This window comes from Stappia stellulata, from assembly GCF_020176715.1.
Taxonomy (GTDB): Bacteria; Pseudomonadota; Alphaproteobacteria; order Rhizobiales; family Stappiaceae; genus Stappia.
In genome coordinates this window covers 128,024-142,536 of the sequence record NZ_JAIVMF010000011.1, presented here as the reverse complement: position 1 = coordinate 142,536, position 14,513 = coordinate 128,024, and the positions used below count along the sequence as shown (strand labels likewise).

Here is a 14,513-nt window from a genome sequence, read left to right as displayed (position 1 = left end):
CTCCTCACATAGTTGCGGCAAAAGGGAGGAACACGCGCGATCATGACCCGTTCCCGAACCGGCCTGAGCGACCAGTCCTGGACCTTCGAGGACGATGGCCTCGACCTGCGGCAACGCATGGGCCGCCTCGTCGTGGCGACCCGTGGCCGCGGATTCTACGGCATCGGCCGGCGTATCGACGACTGGCTGAGCGAGCAGACCGCCCGCGACGGCGCCGTGTCGCTCTTCCTGCGCCACACCTCCGCCTCGCTCACCATCCAGGAAAACGCCGATCCCGACGTGCAGGCCGATCTTCTGGACGCGCTTGCAGGGCTTGCCCCGGAGGATGCGCCCTGGCGCCATCGCTCGGAAGGGCCGGACGACATGCCGGCCCACGTCAAGACCATGCTGACCGACGTCAGCCTGCAGGTCCCGGTGGTGGCCGGACGGCTCGACCTCGGCACCTGGCAGGAGATCTATCTGGTGGAGCACCGCCGCGATCCGCATCAGCGCAGCCTGACGCTGCGCTATCTGGGCACCTGACGCGGATCTCTGACGTGGACCTCTGACGCGGATCTTTCCGGCCCGCCTCAGCGGTGCGCCGCGAACCGGCGGGTCGCCGCCACCAGCTCCGAGACGATGCCCGGTTCGCTCGCCGCGTGGCCAGCATCCTCGACGATCCGCAGGTCCGCTTCCGGCCAGGCGGCTGCGAGATCGATGGCGTTTTTCATCGGCGTGACCACGTCGTGCCGGCCGTGGACGATGACCGCCGGGATGCCGTGGACCCGGTCGACATCGCGCAGCAACTGGTCGTCATGGGTGAAGAAGCCGCCATTGACGAAATAATGCGCCTCGATGCGGGCGAAGGCGAGGGCGTAATGCGGATCCGAAAAGGCCGCCTCGCGCTCCGGGTTGCGCAGCACCGAGAGCGTCGACCCTTCCCAGCGCGCCCAGCGGGTCGCCGCTTCCAGCCGCTCCGCCTCGTCGGTTCCCGTCAGCCGGCGATGATAGGCGGCGATCAGGTCGCTTTGCTCGTCCTCGGGGATCAGGTCGCGATAGGCGGCGAAAAGGTCGGGATACAGCCAGCTCGCGCCCTCCTGGTAGAACCACAAAAGCTCGGCGCGGCGCAGCAGGAAGATGCCGCGCAGCACCAGCGAGGTCACCCGCTCGGGATGGGTCTCGGCATAGGCCAGCGAAAGCGTCGACCCCCAGGAGCCGCCGAAGACCTGCCAGCGCTCGATGCCGAGATGTTCGCGCAGCCGCTCGATGTCGGCGACGAGATCCCAGGTGGTGTTTTCGCGCAGCTCCGCATGCGGGATGGACCGGCCGCAGCCGCGCTGGTCGAACAGCACGATGCGATAGACCGCCGGATCGTGAAAGCGGCGCATGATTTCCCCCGCGCCGCCGCCCGGCCCGCCATGCAGCATGACAACCGGCACGCCGTCCGGATTGCCGCATTCCTCATAGTAGATCGAATGCACCTCGCTGACGGGCAGCATGCCGGAAGCATAGGGCTCCAGCGGCGGAAAAAGCGTCTCGGGCACGGGAAAAGTCCTTGAAAGGCGTGGGCGGGGAAACGTCGAAACAGGCGAAAGCCTATCCCAGAAGCAGAAGCGCGGCCATCCCCGCAGCCGGCAGCGAAAGAAGCGCGGTTGCCGCGAGCCAGACGAGGCAGACCGCGAAGGGCGAGGCGCGCCCGACGGCGAGGCGCTCGTAGAGGGCGGCGGGAATGCCGGCGACGACCAGCGTCGTCAGCGCGCCGAAGAGAGAGGCGAGATAGACGACGAGCGAGGCGGAGGACACGAGCAATCCCGGCGCCAGCAGGATCACGGCAGCCGTCGTCTGCGGCAGGAGCCAGGGGTTGAACACGCCGTTGAGAAGCGCAAGCGCCGCGATGGCAAGCGGAATGCGGCCGGTTTCCGTGACGCGGGTGGTCATCGTCTCACACCGCCCCGGAAAGTGCGCCGCTGGCGGCGAAACCGACCGCGAGCAGCACGCGCGCGATCATCGTCCAGGTAACGGCGAAGATCAGCAGCAGGCCCTGCGGCACCAGCGAGGGCGTGATCAGCCGCACCAGCCACAGGGCCGGATCGGTGAGGCGGGCAAAGGCGCGCAGCATGAACCCCGGGTGGCTAGCCCCGAGCAGCAGCGTCAGCGCCAGCCGCCCGAGCAGCGTGTACATCAGCGCCGCCAGCACGAAATTGGCGATCTGGTAGATGAGCACGCTCACGGAAGCGACGCCCGCATCGCCGGAGCGTTCACAGCGGACCGTCGCGCATCAGCGGTCCGCCCGAGGGCTTGCGGATGTCGTCGATCAGGGCCTGCACCTCGCGTGAGGGCGCAGGGGTCGCCAGGCTGACGAGGATCGTGACCGCGAAGCCGACCGGAAGACCGAAGAGCGCGGCCGAGATGTTCTTCACCCCGAACCACTCCGCCATCCCGCCGTATTGCGTCATCGCCAGGTAATAGAGCGTGACGCCGAAGCCCGCGATCATGCCGGCGATGGCGCCGGCCGAGGTGCAGCGCTTCCACCAGATGCCGAGCACGATCGCCGGAAAATTGCCGGCCGCGGCCAGCGAGAAGGCCCAGGCGACGACCGACAGGATGTCGGCCGGGCGCGTGGAGGCGACATAGGCGGCAAGCACCGCCGCCCCGACCAGCAGGACGCGGGCCATCACCAGCCGGCGGCTTGCCGGCGCGCGCGTGTCCAGCATCCGGTAGTAGACGTCGTGGCTCATCGCATTGGCGATGGCGAGCAGCAGCCCGTCGGCGGTCGACAGCGAGGCGGCGAGACCGCCGGCCGCCACAAGACCGGCGATGACATAGGGCAGGCCGGCGATTTCCGGCATGGCGATGACGATCACGTCGCGGTCGATGGCGAGATCGGGAAGCCTGAGCACGCCGTCGTTTCCGGGCACGGCGGCGCAGGCCGACTGCACCGCGTCTGGCGAGGCCGCATGTGCGCCGCAGATGTCGACCAGTCCGAGCTTGCCGTAGGTGTAGATCCACTGCGGCAGCGCCTCGAGGCCGGCGCCGATGACGTTCTGGTAGATTTCCAGCTTGGCGAAGGCCGCATAGGCCGGGGCCGTGACATAGAGCAGCAGGATGAAGAGCAGCGACCAGCCGACCGAGCGTCGCGCGTCGCGCACCGAAAGGGTGGTGAAATAGCGCATGAGGATATGCGGCAGCGAGGCCGTGCCGACCATCAGGCAGGCGATCAGCGCGAAGAAATTCAGCGGATCGAGCGAGGTGAAGGGCGCCAGATGCGGCTTCAGGGTTTCGGCGGTGGCAAGGCCGCGCGCGAGCAGATCCTGTTCCAGCAAGGCGATTTCCTGCAAGACCGCGCCATAGGTGAACTGGGCGAGGGGAAAGCCGAATTTCTGCGCCGACAGGATTGCCACGGGAAGCATATAGGCGACGATCAGCACGATATATTGCGCGACCTGCGTCCAGGTGACGGCGCGCATGCCGCCGAGCATCGAGCAGAGCAGGATGCCGGCAAGGCCGACATAGACCGCCACCTCGAAGGAAATGCCGAGAAACCGCGAGGCGATGATGCCGGTCGCATAGATCTGCGCCACCACATAGGTGAAGGAGCAGGCGAAGAGCACGAGAACGCCGACCAGCCGCGCAAGGTTGCCGCCGAAGCGCGCGGCGAGAAAATCGGGCACCGTGTAGGCGCCGAACTTGCGCAGGTAAGGCGCGACCAGCGCCGCGACGAGCACATAGCCGCCGGTCCAGCCGATCACATAGGCCAGACCGTCGTAGCCGAGCGCGTAGAGCGTGCCGGCCATGCCGACGAAGGAGGCACCCGACAACCAGTCCGCCGCCGTCGCCATGCCGTTGTAGACGGCCGGGACCCGCCGTCCGGCGACGTAGTATTCCGAGACCTGCACCGTGCGGGTGACGATGCCGATGCCGGCATAGACGGCAAGTGTGAAGAAGACGAAGAGATAGCCGATGATCCGGTCGGGAACGCCCATTTGCTCGAGGATGGCGAGTGCGGCGACAAAGGCGATGAAGCCGCCGACATAGGTGCCGTAGATCCGCCCGAGGTTGGCGAGGAAGGCGTCGTCGCGCTGCGGCAGGCTCATTGCGGCCGCTCCTCGCGGGCGGGGTCCGGTTCGGCGACGCCGGCCTCGCGGTCGATGCGGTCCTGACGGGCGCTGAACCAGAAGACGAGGACGACGAAGGCGATGAGCGACCCCTGCGCCGCCATGTAGAAGCCGAGCGGGAAGCCGGCGATCACCAGCGAGTTCAGCGGCACGACGAGGCCGTGGACGGCAAAGCCGAAGACAGCCCACAGTCCCAGCACGACCGCCGCGAGGCGCAGCGTGCGGTGCCACCAGATGCGGTCCCGGCCGCCGGGCGTGTTAGCGCGTCCTGTCATTGTGTCCCCCGCGTCGTCCGACCGTATCCCTGTTCGCGTGTTGTGGCGCATGTGCCGTCAGGGGCGCAAGACGCTTGGCCCGAACGCTTAGCACCCTGACCGCAGGGTTGCTTATACGACTTTCGAAAAAGCGAAAACTGTGAGAATACAGGGAGTGCCCCGCCAAGACCGGCAGCGGAAGGCCTTGGTCCCGGTTCTTCGCTTGATGCGTGTCGAGGCAGGGTCGATAATGCGCTTGCGCAAAGGGGCCGCCCGTATCCGGGCCGGCACGCCGGGCAACCGGAGGTTCGGGGACACGGCGCGCGAATCGGCGGGAGGCGATTGGCGGCCTGCGGGGTTCAGAGCCGGCGACGACAGCCGGCCTGGAGGGAGGAGGACTGCGTGTCGGAAGCTACATCCTATCACTTTGTCATTGCCGACGATCATCCATTGTTTCGTGGCGCCATGCGCCAAACGCTTGAAACCGTTTATCCAGGGGCCGGAATTTCAGAGGTCGGATCGCTGGAGGAAGCGGCCGCCGATCTCGATGCCCACGACGAGGTCGACCTTCTCCTTCTCGACCTTTCGATGCCGGGAATGCGCGGGTTCTCCGGCCTGATGTATCTGCGCGCGCAGTATCAGGGCGTGCCGGTGGTGATCGTCTCGGCGACCGAGGACGTCTCCACCATTCGCCGCTGCATGGAGCTTGGCGCATCCGGTTTCATCCCGAAGTCGCTCGGCATCGAGGTGATCCGGGATGCGGTGGCTTCGGTGATGAACGGCGGCACCTGGACGCCGCCCGACGTCGACCTGGCGTCCGAAAGCAACGAGATCGCCGACATGGTGCAGCGCCTGTCGAGCCTGACGCCGCAACAGGTGCGTGTGCTGATGATGCTGTCGGAAGGCCTGTTGAACAAGCAGATCGCCTATGAGCTCAGCGTCTCCGAGGCGACCGTCAAGGCGCATGTCTCCGCGATCCTGCAAAAGCTCGGTGTGGAGAGCCGCACCCAGGCGGTGATCGCCGCCTCCAAGATCGAACAGGGGCAGTGGCACTCGGCAATCGCGCGCTGACAGGCGCTGCCGGACGCAGATCGAGCGAAAGGGCGCGGGACATGCCGCGCCCTGACGATGATGACAAGGCTCCGAAACGGTGTCATCCCGGACGCAGCATGAGCTGCGATCCGGGATCGGCGAGGCACGGTCTTGCGATGTGCAACTCCTTTAAACGGACAGGTTTTCGGCTCTCCGATACCGGGTCGCGCTTGCGCTTGCCCGGTATGACGCGGGATATTCCGCGCTCTTCGCGGTTTTGCTTTGATGCGCGACCGGGCGGCGCCGGTCAGGGTTTGGCGCGCGCTTCCTCGACCGGATAGCCGAGGCCGTCGCGCTGGCTGAAATTGCCTTGATGGCACTCGCTGCAGGCCGCGACGACATCCATGGTCATCGGCGTTCCGCCCGGTGTGACCGCCATATAGTACCAGTCGCCGGTCTCGGGAGAGGTGCCGGCGGCGACCTTCTGCATCAGGAAGAGCGGGCCTTTGGTGACCTTGCCGTCGTCGTTGACCATGAAGGATTCCTTGGCGAGCACGCTGCCGGCGGGCATTACCGCGCCCTCTTCCTTGAACTGCATGTATTCGGCCTCGCCGACCGGATTGACGAAGGTCACCAGGTACCGCTGGCCATGGAAGCCGGGAGCGGCGGGAAAGTCGCTCGCCGCCTTCCAGCCGCGATAGTCGCTGACGAACTCGCTCGGGATCCAGCGCTTGTCGCCTTGCAGGTATCCGGCGTGCAGCTCCTCTTCGAGACAGTGATAGACCGTCGCCGCCTCCGCCAGCGACAGTTCCGAACCCGGCTTGTCGACATCGCAGGCCGCCTGTGCGACGCCCGAGGCTGCGAAAAAGGCGCCCGCGGCAATCGCCATCCTTGTCAAACTATGCATGTTCGTCTCCCTGACGGATCCCGATCCTGGGCCGCGCGACCGAAGCGGTGCGGGCGCTCTGAGCGTCCTTTGCCGGACGCCTGCAGGCAAGTCAAAGCTCTACACGCTTGCTTGATCGCCCGTCATCGCGGCGTCTATTCGGCGGCGGACCGCGACAGCCGCAATCGGGACAGCAGCGCGCGCAGCGCGGCCGGTTTCACCGGCTTGTTGAGCAGGTCGATGGTCTTGTCGGCGGCTTCCGCGCGCACGGCCTGGGTGCGGTCGGCGGTGATCAGGATCGCCGGCAATTCGACGCCGAAGCGCCAGCGCAGTTGCACCACCGCCTCGACGCCGGTGCCTTCGTCGAGATGGTAGTCGACGATCAGCACGTCCGGTTGCTGACCGGCCTCCGTCGTCTTGCGCGCCGCCTCCAGCGGGTCATGGGCGATGGTGACCTGGCACCCCCAGCCGGTCAGCAGGACCCGCATGCCGTCGAGGATCTGCGGTTCGTTGTCGATGGCGAGCACATGCAGGCCGTCGAGGGCCCCGGGGGCGGGCGGCGGCGGTGCCGGCTCCGTCAGGACGGGCACGGTCGCGGCGAGCGGGACGGAGAGCGAAAAGCGGGACCCCACGCCCGCTGTCGAGCGCAGGGAGACGGGATGGTTCAAGACCCGTGCGATGCGCTCCACGATCGACAGTCCGAGACCGAGGCCACGGGCTTCCCGCGCGCCGTCGTCGAGGCGGTGGAACTCCATGAAGATCAGCTTCTGCTTGGATTCCGGAATGCCGATGCCAGTGTCGAAGACCTCGATCACGACCTTGCCGCCGCGCTTGCGCACCCCCACCAGCACCTTGCCGGCGCGGGTGTATTTTATCGCGTTGGAGACGAGGTTCTGCAGCAGGCGCCTGAGCAGTCGGCGGTCCGAGCGCACCGACAGGCCGCTCGGCAGGATGCGCAGGTCGAGGTTCTTCTCCCGCGCGATCGGCTCGAACTCCATCCTGAGCGGGTTGAGGATCTCCTCGATGCGGAAAACGGTGATTTCCGGATTGAGCGCGCCGGTGTCGAGACGGGAGATGTCGAGCACCGCGCCGATGATCTCCTCCACCGATTCAAGCGACGCGCCGACGTTTTGCACCAGGTGCCGCAGTTCCCCGTCGGCAAAGCGTTCGGTCAGGCTTGAGGCATAGAGCCGGGCCGCGTTCAGCGGTTGCAGGATGTCGTGGCCGGCGGCCGCCAAAAAGCGCGTCTTGCCCAAATTGGCCTCGTCGGCCAGCCGTTTGGCGTTGCTGAGCTCCTCGTTGACGTGGGTGAGCTCCAGCGTGCGCTCGCGCACCCGCCGTTCCAGCGTTTCGTTGGCCCGTGCCAGCGCCTCTTCCGCCAGGACCCGCTCGGTGATGTCGGTGTAGGTGGTGACGATGCCGCCGCCCGGCATCGGGTTGGTGCGCACTTCGAGCACCGTCGCCTCCGTTTCCAGATGCTCCTGGAACGTTTCCTGGCGCACGGCCAGCTTGTCGATCCGGTCGCTGACGATGACCTCCACCGGATCGTTGCCGAAGGCGCCGCGCTTGGCGTTGTAGCGGATGATCGCGTCGAGCGGCGTGCCGACCTGGCCGTATTCCGCCGGAAGGCCGAGCAACTCGCGGAACTGCCGGTTCCAGCAGATCAGCCTGAGGTCGCGGTCATAGACGGCAATGCCCTGGCGCACCTGGTCGAGTGCGGTCTGCAACAGGTCGCGGTTGTACTGGATGGCGACCGTCGCGTCATCGAGCAGCTTCAGCGCCCCCTTGCCGCTCGGGTCGCTGCGCTTGACCAAGAGCGACAGGACGAGGCGCGAGGAGGCGGCGCCGATGGCGCTGGCCAGAAGCTGCTCGGAAAAGCGGATGATCTGCGCGTCCGCCGGAGCGTCGGCATCCATGTCGCGGCCGCGCTCGCGGGTGAAGCGCTGGAACGAGCGCTCGGTGCGCTCCTCGCCAAGGTAGCGCGCGATCGTTGCCTGCAGCTCGCCGACGGTGACGGAGGTGCGCCACAGCCTGAGGCCCGGCGCGGGCGAGAGCTCGGAGGGCACGAAGATGTTCGCCTGCAACCGCTCGATTGGTTCGGGCGCGCGCGACAGCGACACCAGGATATACGCGGCGAGATTGACCGACAGGCTCCAGAACACGCCATGGGTCAGCGGATCGAAGGCAAGCGAGAACAGCGCCTGCGGGCGCAGCAGCCACAGGCCGAAGGGACCGCTCTCCAGGAAGGTGTCGGAGATCAGCCCGGACTGGGCGAAGGTCGGCAGCAGCAGCGTGTAGACCCAGATGGCGAAGCCCGAGGTCATGCCGGCGATGGCTCCGCGCGCCGTCGCCCGGCGCCAGATCAGGCCGCCGAAGAAGGCCGGTGCGAATTGCGCGATTGCCGCGAAGGACAACAGGCCGATGGAGGTCAGCGCCGCCGTGTCGCCGGCGGCACGGAAATAGGCATAGGCGAGCAGCAGCGTGACGAAGATCGCCACCCGGCGGATCAGGAGCAGGATGCGGCTCATGTCCTCGCCGGAGGAGGAGATGATCGCATCCTCGCTGGAGCGCCTGAGCACCAGCGGCATCACCAGGTCGTTGGAGATCATGATGGCGAGCGCGACGGTTGCCACGATGACCATGGCGGTGGCCGCTGACAGCCCGCCGACGAAGGCGAAGAGCGCCAGCCACGGCTGGTCGGCGGCAATCGGCAGCGCCAGCACATAGGTGTCGGGATTGGTGGCGGGCGTGAAGGCGATCATGCCGGCGGCGGCAATCGGCACGACGAAGACGTTGATCGCGACGAGATAGAGCGGAAACAGCCAGGTCGCGCGTTTGAGTTCCTCCGAGGAATTGTTCTCCGTCACCGTGACGTGGAACTGGCGCGGCAGCATGAGCACGGCAAAAAACGACAGCAGCGTCATCACGATCCAGTTGCCGCCCGACAACTCGCCGGTGAGCACCTCGGTCACCCGGGCATCGCCCGCCATCGCGCTCGCCAGTGCGCCCGGTCCGTCGTAGAGCCCGTAGGTGACCCAGATGCCGACGGCGAGAAAGGCGATGAGCTTGACCACCGCTTCCGCAGCGATCGCCAGCATCAAGCCTTCCTGGTGTTCGGTCGCATCGATGTGGCGGGTGCCGAACAGCCAGGCGAAGATCGCCATGCCGATGGCGATGATCAACGTGATGTCGCTGAAGAAGGACAACGGCCCGACTCCGCCGGACAGGTCGATCTGGTCGACCATCGTCGTCACCGAGAGCGACACCGCCTTCAGTTGCAGCGCGATATAGGGAATGATGCCGATCACGGCGATGATCGCGACGACGGCTGCGACCGACTGGCTCTTGCCGTAGCGCGCGCCGATGAAGTCGGCGATGGAGGTGATGCGCTCGCTCTTGGCCAGCCGGATGATCCGGCGCAGCAGCGGATAGCCGAGCGCGAAGACCAGCACCGGACCGATGTAGATCGTCAGGAACTCCAGACCGCTGCGGGTGGCGGTGCCGACGGAGCCGAAAAACGTCCAGGACGTGCAATAGACCGACAGCGACAGCGCGTAGATCAGCGGCCGTCCGCGGCCCGGCGGCATTGTCCGTGCCTTGCGGTCGCCATAACTGGCAATCGCAAAGAGCGACAATATATACCCGAGCGCCGAAACGACGACGACCCAACCCTCAAGCATGTTGCGCCGCCTCCCTGCGGTTCTTGCCTCTTGACCGCGATCGGATCACAGTTGCCCGGTGCTGTCCATCGGGTCGAAGGGCGAAGGGCCGGGCGGCGCCAACCCACGGGAGAAAGCCGATCTTTCGATTGCCGACCCTGTTTCGCCGCAAGCGGCCGGAGCCGCTTCGCGACCCGGATGCGCTGAGCACGGAGCTTGCGCGCCGGGCCATCGTCCTGGCGCGTCGGTCGATCGTGGAATACACCCGCATGCGGGTCGGCCGGAACTGGCCGCAGCTCTTCTGCGAGGCCGCCTTTCAGGAAGCGCTGGCCTGCGCCTGCAGGGCCGCCACCCCCTTGTGCCTGGTCTGGACGACCCGCACCGCCCGTCGCGCCGGGCTGACGGCGGCGGCCTGTTGCGAGGTCTGCGCGGATCCCTCCGGCGCCCACGAGATCTGGTGCGAGACCCTGGCGCGGGTTGCCGTCGATGCGCTGGGCAAGCTTCCCGCCGCCGGCATGGGCGAGGATCGGGAGGACCATGCCGAGGCCCTGCGCGCCTTGCGGCGGCTGCCCGCCACGCCGCCGGTCTCCCTGTCAGAGATTGTGGCGCCGCAGGAGGCGGCGCGCTTCGCCCTTCTGCTGCCGCTCGAACGCGGCTTTACCGACGACGACCGCGAGACGATCCGCAACACCCTGCGCCTGGCGCTGGCCGAGCTTTACGAGGATATGTCGCGACGCCTCGACGTGGCGGCCCTGACGCGGGTCAGACCCGCGGGGTGACACGGCACGGCCGGCCGGCATCAGGGACGGCGCGATTTCTGCGATACCCGGTTTCCAAACGCCGTGCTAAGGGAGGCTGTTGATTGAGACGCGCCTCGGACGGGTGGCGCGGGCGACGGGGAGCATCAGGATATGTTGCAGGAATTCAAGAAGTTCGCGGTCAAGGGCAATATGGTCGACATGGCGGTCGGCATCGTCATCGGCGCGGCCTTCGCCGGTATTGTCTCGTCGCTGGTCGACGATGTCATCATGCCGCCGATCGGTCTGCTGCTTGGCGGCGTCGATTTCTCCGAACTGTTCCTCGTGCTCAAGAGCGGAACGACGGCAGGCCCCTATGCCACCGTCGATGCGGCCAAGGAGGCCGGCGCCGTCACCTGGAACCTCGGGCTCTTCATCAATGCGCTGGTCAAGTTCGTGATCGTCGCCTTCGCGCTCTTCATCGTGGTGAAGGGCGTCAACCGCCTGCGGCAAAAGGAAGAGGCTGCGCCCGCCGCACCGCCGGCGCCGAGCCGCGACCAGGTTCTGCTGGAAGAAATCCGCGACCTTCTGAAAGCGCGCTAGACCCTCCGGACGTCAAGATGTTCAAGAGGCGCGGGTGGACGGGGCGCGATTGTCGTCCCGTCCGCCCGTCGCCGGTTTTCGGGTGGAAACGAACCATGACCGACCTGATCGCGTCGCTGCGCGACGAGGCCCGCACCGCGCCGGAAAGCGGCATTGTCGAAGTTGTGACCTTCGGCCGGGACCGGGCCGATCTCATTCCGCTCTGGGTCGGCGAGGGGGATCTGCCGACGCCGGAGTTCATCACCCGCGCGGCCTCCGCCTCGCTGGTGCGTGGCGAGACCTTCTACACCCATCAGCGCGGCATCCCGGTCCTGCGCCGGGCCCTGGCCGACTATCACCTCGCGCAGTTTGGCAAGGACTGGGGCGCGGAACGCTATTTCGTCACCGGCTCGGGCATGCAGGCGATCCAGATCGCGGTGCGGCTTGTCGCGGGCACTGGCGACGAGGTGATCTATCCCGCGCCCGCCTGGCCGAACCTGCCGGCCGCGCTGCAGATCGCCGGCGCGCAGGCGATCCCGGTTCCGCTGACGTTTTCCGATGACGGCTGGACCCTGGATGCGGAGCGGCTGATCGCGGCAATCACCCCGCGCACCCGGGCGATCTACCTGAACTCGCCATCGAACCCCACGGGCTGGACCGCCGATCTCGCGACGCTGGAGGCGATCCTGACCGAGGCCCGCCGGCGCGGGCTTTGGATTATCGCCGACGAGGTCTACAGCCGATTCGTGCGCGGCGGCCTGACGCGCGCGCCTTCCTTCATCGATATTGCCGAACCGGACGACCGGATCCTCTACGTCAACACGTTTTCCAAGAACTGGGCGATGACCGGCTGGCGCGTCGGCTGGCTGTCGGCGCCGCCCGAAATCGCGCAGATTGTGGAAAACCTGATCCAGTATTCGACCTCGGGGGTTGCCGAGTTCATGCAGCACGCCGCCCATGCCGCGTTGACGGAAGGAGAGGGGTTTCTCGCCGAGCAGACAGTGCGCGCGGACCGCGGGCTGGAGATCGTCGCCACGGCACTCGACGAGAGCGGACGGGCGCGCTTTACCCGTCCCGACGGCGCGTTTTATCTGTTTTTCGGGATCGAGGGCGAGGACGACTCGCGTGCGCTCGCCAAACGCATCGTTAGCGAGACGGGCGTCGGGCTGGCGCCGGGCCGTGCCTTCGGCGGCGAGGGCGAGGGCTTCCTGCGCCTGTGTTTTGCCCGCTCCGAGCGGGATTTAAGCATGGCCGCCACCCGTTTGCGCGACTGGATCGCGCGTTGACGCGCTCATGCGCGATGCGCTACGGAATTCTGCGTAGACGATTGTGATGACGGGCTGCCACACCGGCGGCCGGGCCAGCAACGGGGTGGACCGGACCAAAGATGCGCGAAGACCATAGCCGCAGCATGTCGGTCTCGCCGAGCGTCTCAGAGGCGCGGCTTGCCAGCGTTCTGGGGACGGCCGTCGACGGCATCGTGGTGATGGACGACGCCGCGCGCATCATCCTGTTCAACAAGGCCTGCGAAACGCTGTTCGGCTATTCGGCCGAGGAGGTGCGGGGCAAGAACGTCAAGATGCTGATGCCGGCCGATTACGCGCATGAGCATGACGGCTACCTGTCGCATTACCTCGAAACCGGCGAAAAGCGCATCATCGGCATCGGGCGCGAGGTGCGCGGCCGGCACAGCGACGGCACGGAATTCCCCATCGAGCTGTCGGTCGGCGAGGCGGCGACGCCGGAAGGACGCCAGTTCATCGGCATCATGCGCGACCTGCGCCCGCGCAAGGCGGTGGAGCGCCGGCTGGCGGAGGCCCAGGCGCAACTGGTCAACATGACCCGCATCAGCGCCCTCGACGAGATGGGCGCGGCGATCGCGCATGAGCTCAACCAGCCGCTGACCGCGATCATGCTCTATCTGCAGGCCGCGCGCCGCAAGGCGTCGGCCGGCGGTGCGCCGGACGAGAAGCTCGTCGAGATCGTCGACAAGGGCGTGCGCGAGGCGGAGCGGGCAAGCCAGATCATCCAGCGCATGCGCGGCTTCGTGGAAAAGCGCGACCCGGAACGCCGCCCCGTGTCGATGGCGAGCCTGATCCGGGAATGCCTGGAGCTGGTGGTGCTGGGCGATGCCCATTCCGGCGTGAAGATCTTTGCCGAGATCCCGGACGACCTGCCCGAGATCAGCGCCGATCCCGTCCAGATCCAGCAGGTTCTCGTCAATCTTGCGCGCAATGCGCTTGAGGCGGTGCGCGAGTGCAAGCACAAGGTCGTGCGGGTGCGCGCCTTCACCGAAGGCCCCGACATGATCGTTAGCGTGAGCGATTCCGGCGGCGGCGTTCCGCCGGAGGTGGTGCCGAACCTGTTTCGCGCCTTTTCCGGCGTCAAGCGGCGCGGTCTCGGCCTCGGCCTGACCATCTCCCGATCGATTGCGCAAAACCACGGCGGCGACCTTTCGGTCGAGCCGCTGGGCGAGGATGGCGGTGCCGTTTTCGTGTTGCGCCTGCCTTTGGATGCCCGCGCGGAAGAGACCCCGGCGCCGGCAGTTTCCCTGACGAAAGGACCGTCCGAATGAGCGTCAATGCGCAGGTGATCCACATTGTCGACGACGATCCCGCCATCCGCGATGCCCTCTCGCTGGTGTTCGACATGGAGGGCTATGCGGTGGACACGTTCGACAATGGCGACGCCTTCCTGGATGCGATCGGATCAACCACGCCGAATTGCGTCATTCTCGACGTCCACATGCCCGGCCAGTCCGGCATCGAGATCCTGCGCCGGCTGCATGGCAGCGGCTTTGCAGTGCCGGTGTTCGTGATTTCGGGACAGGGCGACATTCCCATGGCGGTGGAGGCGATCAAGCAGGGCGCACATGACTTCATCGAAAAGCCGTTCGACGCCGATACCGTGGTGACGCGGGTGCGCGATGCCATCGCGGCCGTCGAGAATGCCGCCACCCCCCCGGAGCATCCCGCCGGTGCCTTCCCCGGCGCGGAGACGCTGACGCCGCGCGAGCGCGAGGTGCTGAAGGAAATCACCGCCGGCGCCTCCAACAAGGAGGCCGGGCGCACGCTCGGCATCAGCCCGCGCACGATCGAGGTGCACCGCGCCCGCATCATGGAAAAGCTCGGCGCGCGCAACGCCGCCGACCTGGTGCGTATCGTGCTGTCGCGCGAGGGACCGACGGGCGGCTGACGCACACCCAGGGCGGCCGGTTTCTCACGCAAATATCATCGGCATTTGCGTGCTTCTGCGTAGTTTCTCATCAA

Annotated in this window: 14 protein-coding genes; 7 read left to right on the top strand and 7 right to left on the bottom strand. The window is 66.9% G+C overall.

Translation table 11 applies throughout. The annotated features are described in order from the left end of the window. The first annotated feature begins 117 nt into the window (after window positions 1-117). Window positions 118-522 (top strand): secondary thiamine-phosphate synthase enzyme YjbQ, encoded by a 405-nt coding sequence (locus LC092_RS14195; RefSeq protein ID WP_224807626.1) that lies wholly within the window; start codon window positions 118-120, stop codon window positions 520-522. A gap of 47 nt (window positions 523-569) precedes the next feature. Here the strand turns inward: LC092_RS14195 and pip are convergent, their stop codons facing one another. Genes pip through LC092_RS14170 form a run of 5 tightly spaced genes read right to left on the bottom strand, consistent with a single transcriptional unit; the run spans window position 570 to window position 4,369 of the window. Beyond that, entirely contained in the window at window positions 570-1,523 is a 954-nt protein-coding gene (gene pip, locus LC092_RS14190; RefSeq protein ID WP_224807555.1) for a prolyl aminopeptidase, read from the bottom strand. Window positions 1,524-1,575: 52 nt separating this feature from the next. Further along, window positions 1,576-1,917 (bottom strand): hypothetical protein, encoded by a 342-nt coding sequence (locus LC092_RS14185; RefSeq protein ID WP_224807553.1) that lies wholly within the window; start codon window positions 1,915-1,917, stop codon window positions 1,576-1,578. Window positions 1,918-1,921: 4 nt separating this feature from the next. Then, window positions 1,922-2,209 (bottom strand): hypothetical protein, encoded by a 288-nt coding sequence (locus tag LC092_RS14180; protein WP_224807551.1) that lies wholly within the window; start codon window positions 2,207-2,209, stop codon window positions 1,922-1,924. A gap of 28 nt (window positions 2,210-2,237) precedes the next feature. Beyond that, window positions 2,238-4,073: a sodium:solute symporter family protein gene (locus LC092_RS14175; RefSeq protein WP_224807549.1), complete on the bottom strand. Its 1,836-nt coding sequence runs from the start codon at window positions 4,071-4,073 to the stop codon at window positions 2,238-2,240. Next, on the bottom strand, window positions 4,070-4,369 hold the full coding sequence (locus tag LC092_RS14170; RefSeq protein ID WP_224807547.1) for a DUF4212 domain-containing protein: 300 nt from the start codon (window positions 4,367-4,369) through the stop codon (window positions 4,070-4,072). Before LC092_RS14170 ends, LC092_RS14175 begins: the two co-directional genes overlap by 4 nt. 381 nt (window positions 4,370-4,750) lie before the next feature. Here LC092_RS14170 and LC092_RS14165 point away from each other — a divergent pair, with 381 nt between their 5' ends. Beyond that, window positions 4,751-5,419: a response regulator gene (locus LC092_RS14165; protein ID WP_224807545.1), complete on the top strand. Its 669-nt coding sequence runs from the start codon at window positions 4,751-4,753 to the stop codon at window positions 5,417-5,419. A 268-nt stretch (window positions 5,420-5,687) separates the two neighbouring features. Here LC092_RS14165 and LC092_RS14160 read toward each other — a convergent pair whose 3' ends face one another. Together LC092_RS14160 and LC092_RS14155 are read right to left on the bottom strand one after the other, a co-directional pair. After that, window positions 5,688-6,287, bottom strand: a complete 600-nt coding sequence (locus LC092_RS14160) for a cytochrome P460 family protein (protein WP_224807543.1) — start codon at window positions 6,285-6,287, stop codon at window positions 5,688-5,690. 134 nt (window positions 6,288-6,421) lie between these two features. Next, window positions 6,422-9,946: a PAS domain-containing hybrid sensor histidine kinase/response regulator gene (locus LC092_RS14155; RefSeq protein WP_224807536.1), complete on the bottom strand. Its 3,525-nt coding sequence runs from the start codon at window positions 9,944-9,946 to the stop codon at window positions 6,422-6,424. Between the two features lie 128 nt (window positions 9,947-10,074). Here LC092_RS14155 and LC092_RS14150 point away from each other — a divergent pair, with 128 nt between their 5' ends. The 5 genes from LC092_RS14150 to LC092_RS14130 all read left to right on the top strand — a co-directional run bounded on the left by LC092_RS14150 (window position 10,075) and on the right by LC092_RS14130 (window position 14,439). Continuing rightward, a complete protein-coding gene (locus LC092_RS14150) occupies window positions 10,075-10,704 on the top strand; it encodes a hypothetical protein (RefSeq protein ID WP_224807535.1) in 630 nt (209 codons plus the stop codon). A gap of 132 nt (window positions 10,705-10,836) precedes the next feature. After that, the gene (gene mscL, locus LC092_RS14145; RefSeq protein WP_224807534.1) at window positions 10,837-11,265 is read left to right on the top strand and encodes a large-conductance mechanosensitive channel protein MscL; all 429 of its coding nucleotides are present in this window, start codon (window positions 10,837-10,839) and stop codon (window positions 11,263-11,265) included. A gap of 95 nt (window positions 11,266-11,360) precedes the next feature. Further along, window positions 11,361-12,530, top strand: coding sequence for a pyridoxal phosphate-dependent aminotransferase (locus LC092_RS14140; RefSeq protein ID WP_224807533.1), 1,170 nt, complete (start codon window positions 11,361-11,363; stop codon window positions 12,528-12,530). Window positions 12,531-12,631: 101 nt separating this feature from the next. Then, entirely contained in the window at window positions 12,632-13,819 is a 1,188-nt protein-coding gene (locus tag LC092_RS14135) for a two-component system sensor histidine kinase NtrB (protein WP_224807532.1), read from the top strand. Further along, window positions 13,816-14,439: a response regulator transcription factor gene (locus LC092_RS14130; protein WP_224807531.1), complete on the top strand. Its 624-nt coding sequence runs from the start codon at window positions 13,816-13,818 to the stop codon at window positions 14,437-14,439. Before LC092_RS14135 ends, LC092_RS14130 begins: the two co-directional genes overlap by 4 nt. Window positions 14,440-14,513: the final 74 nt, after the last annotated feature.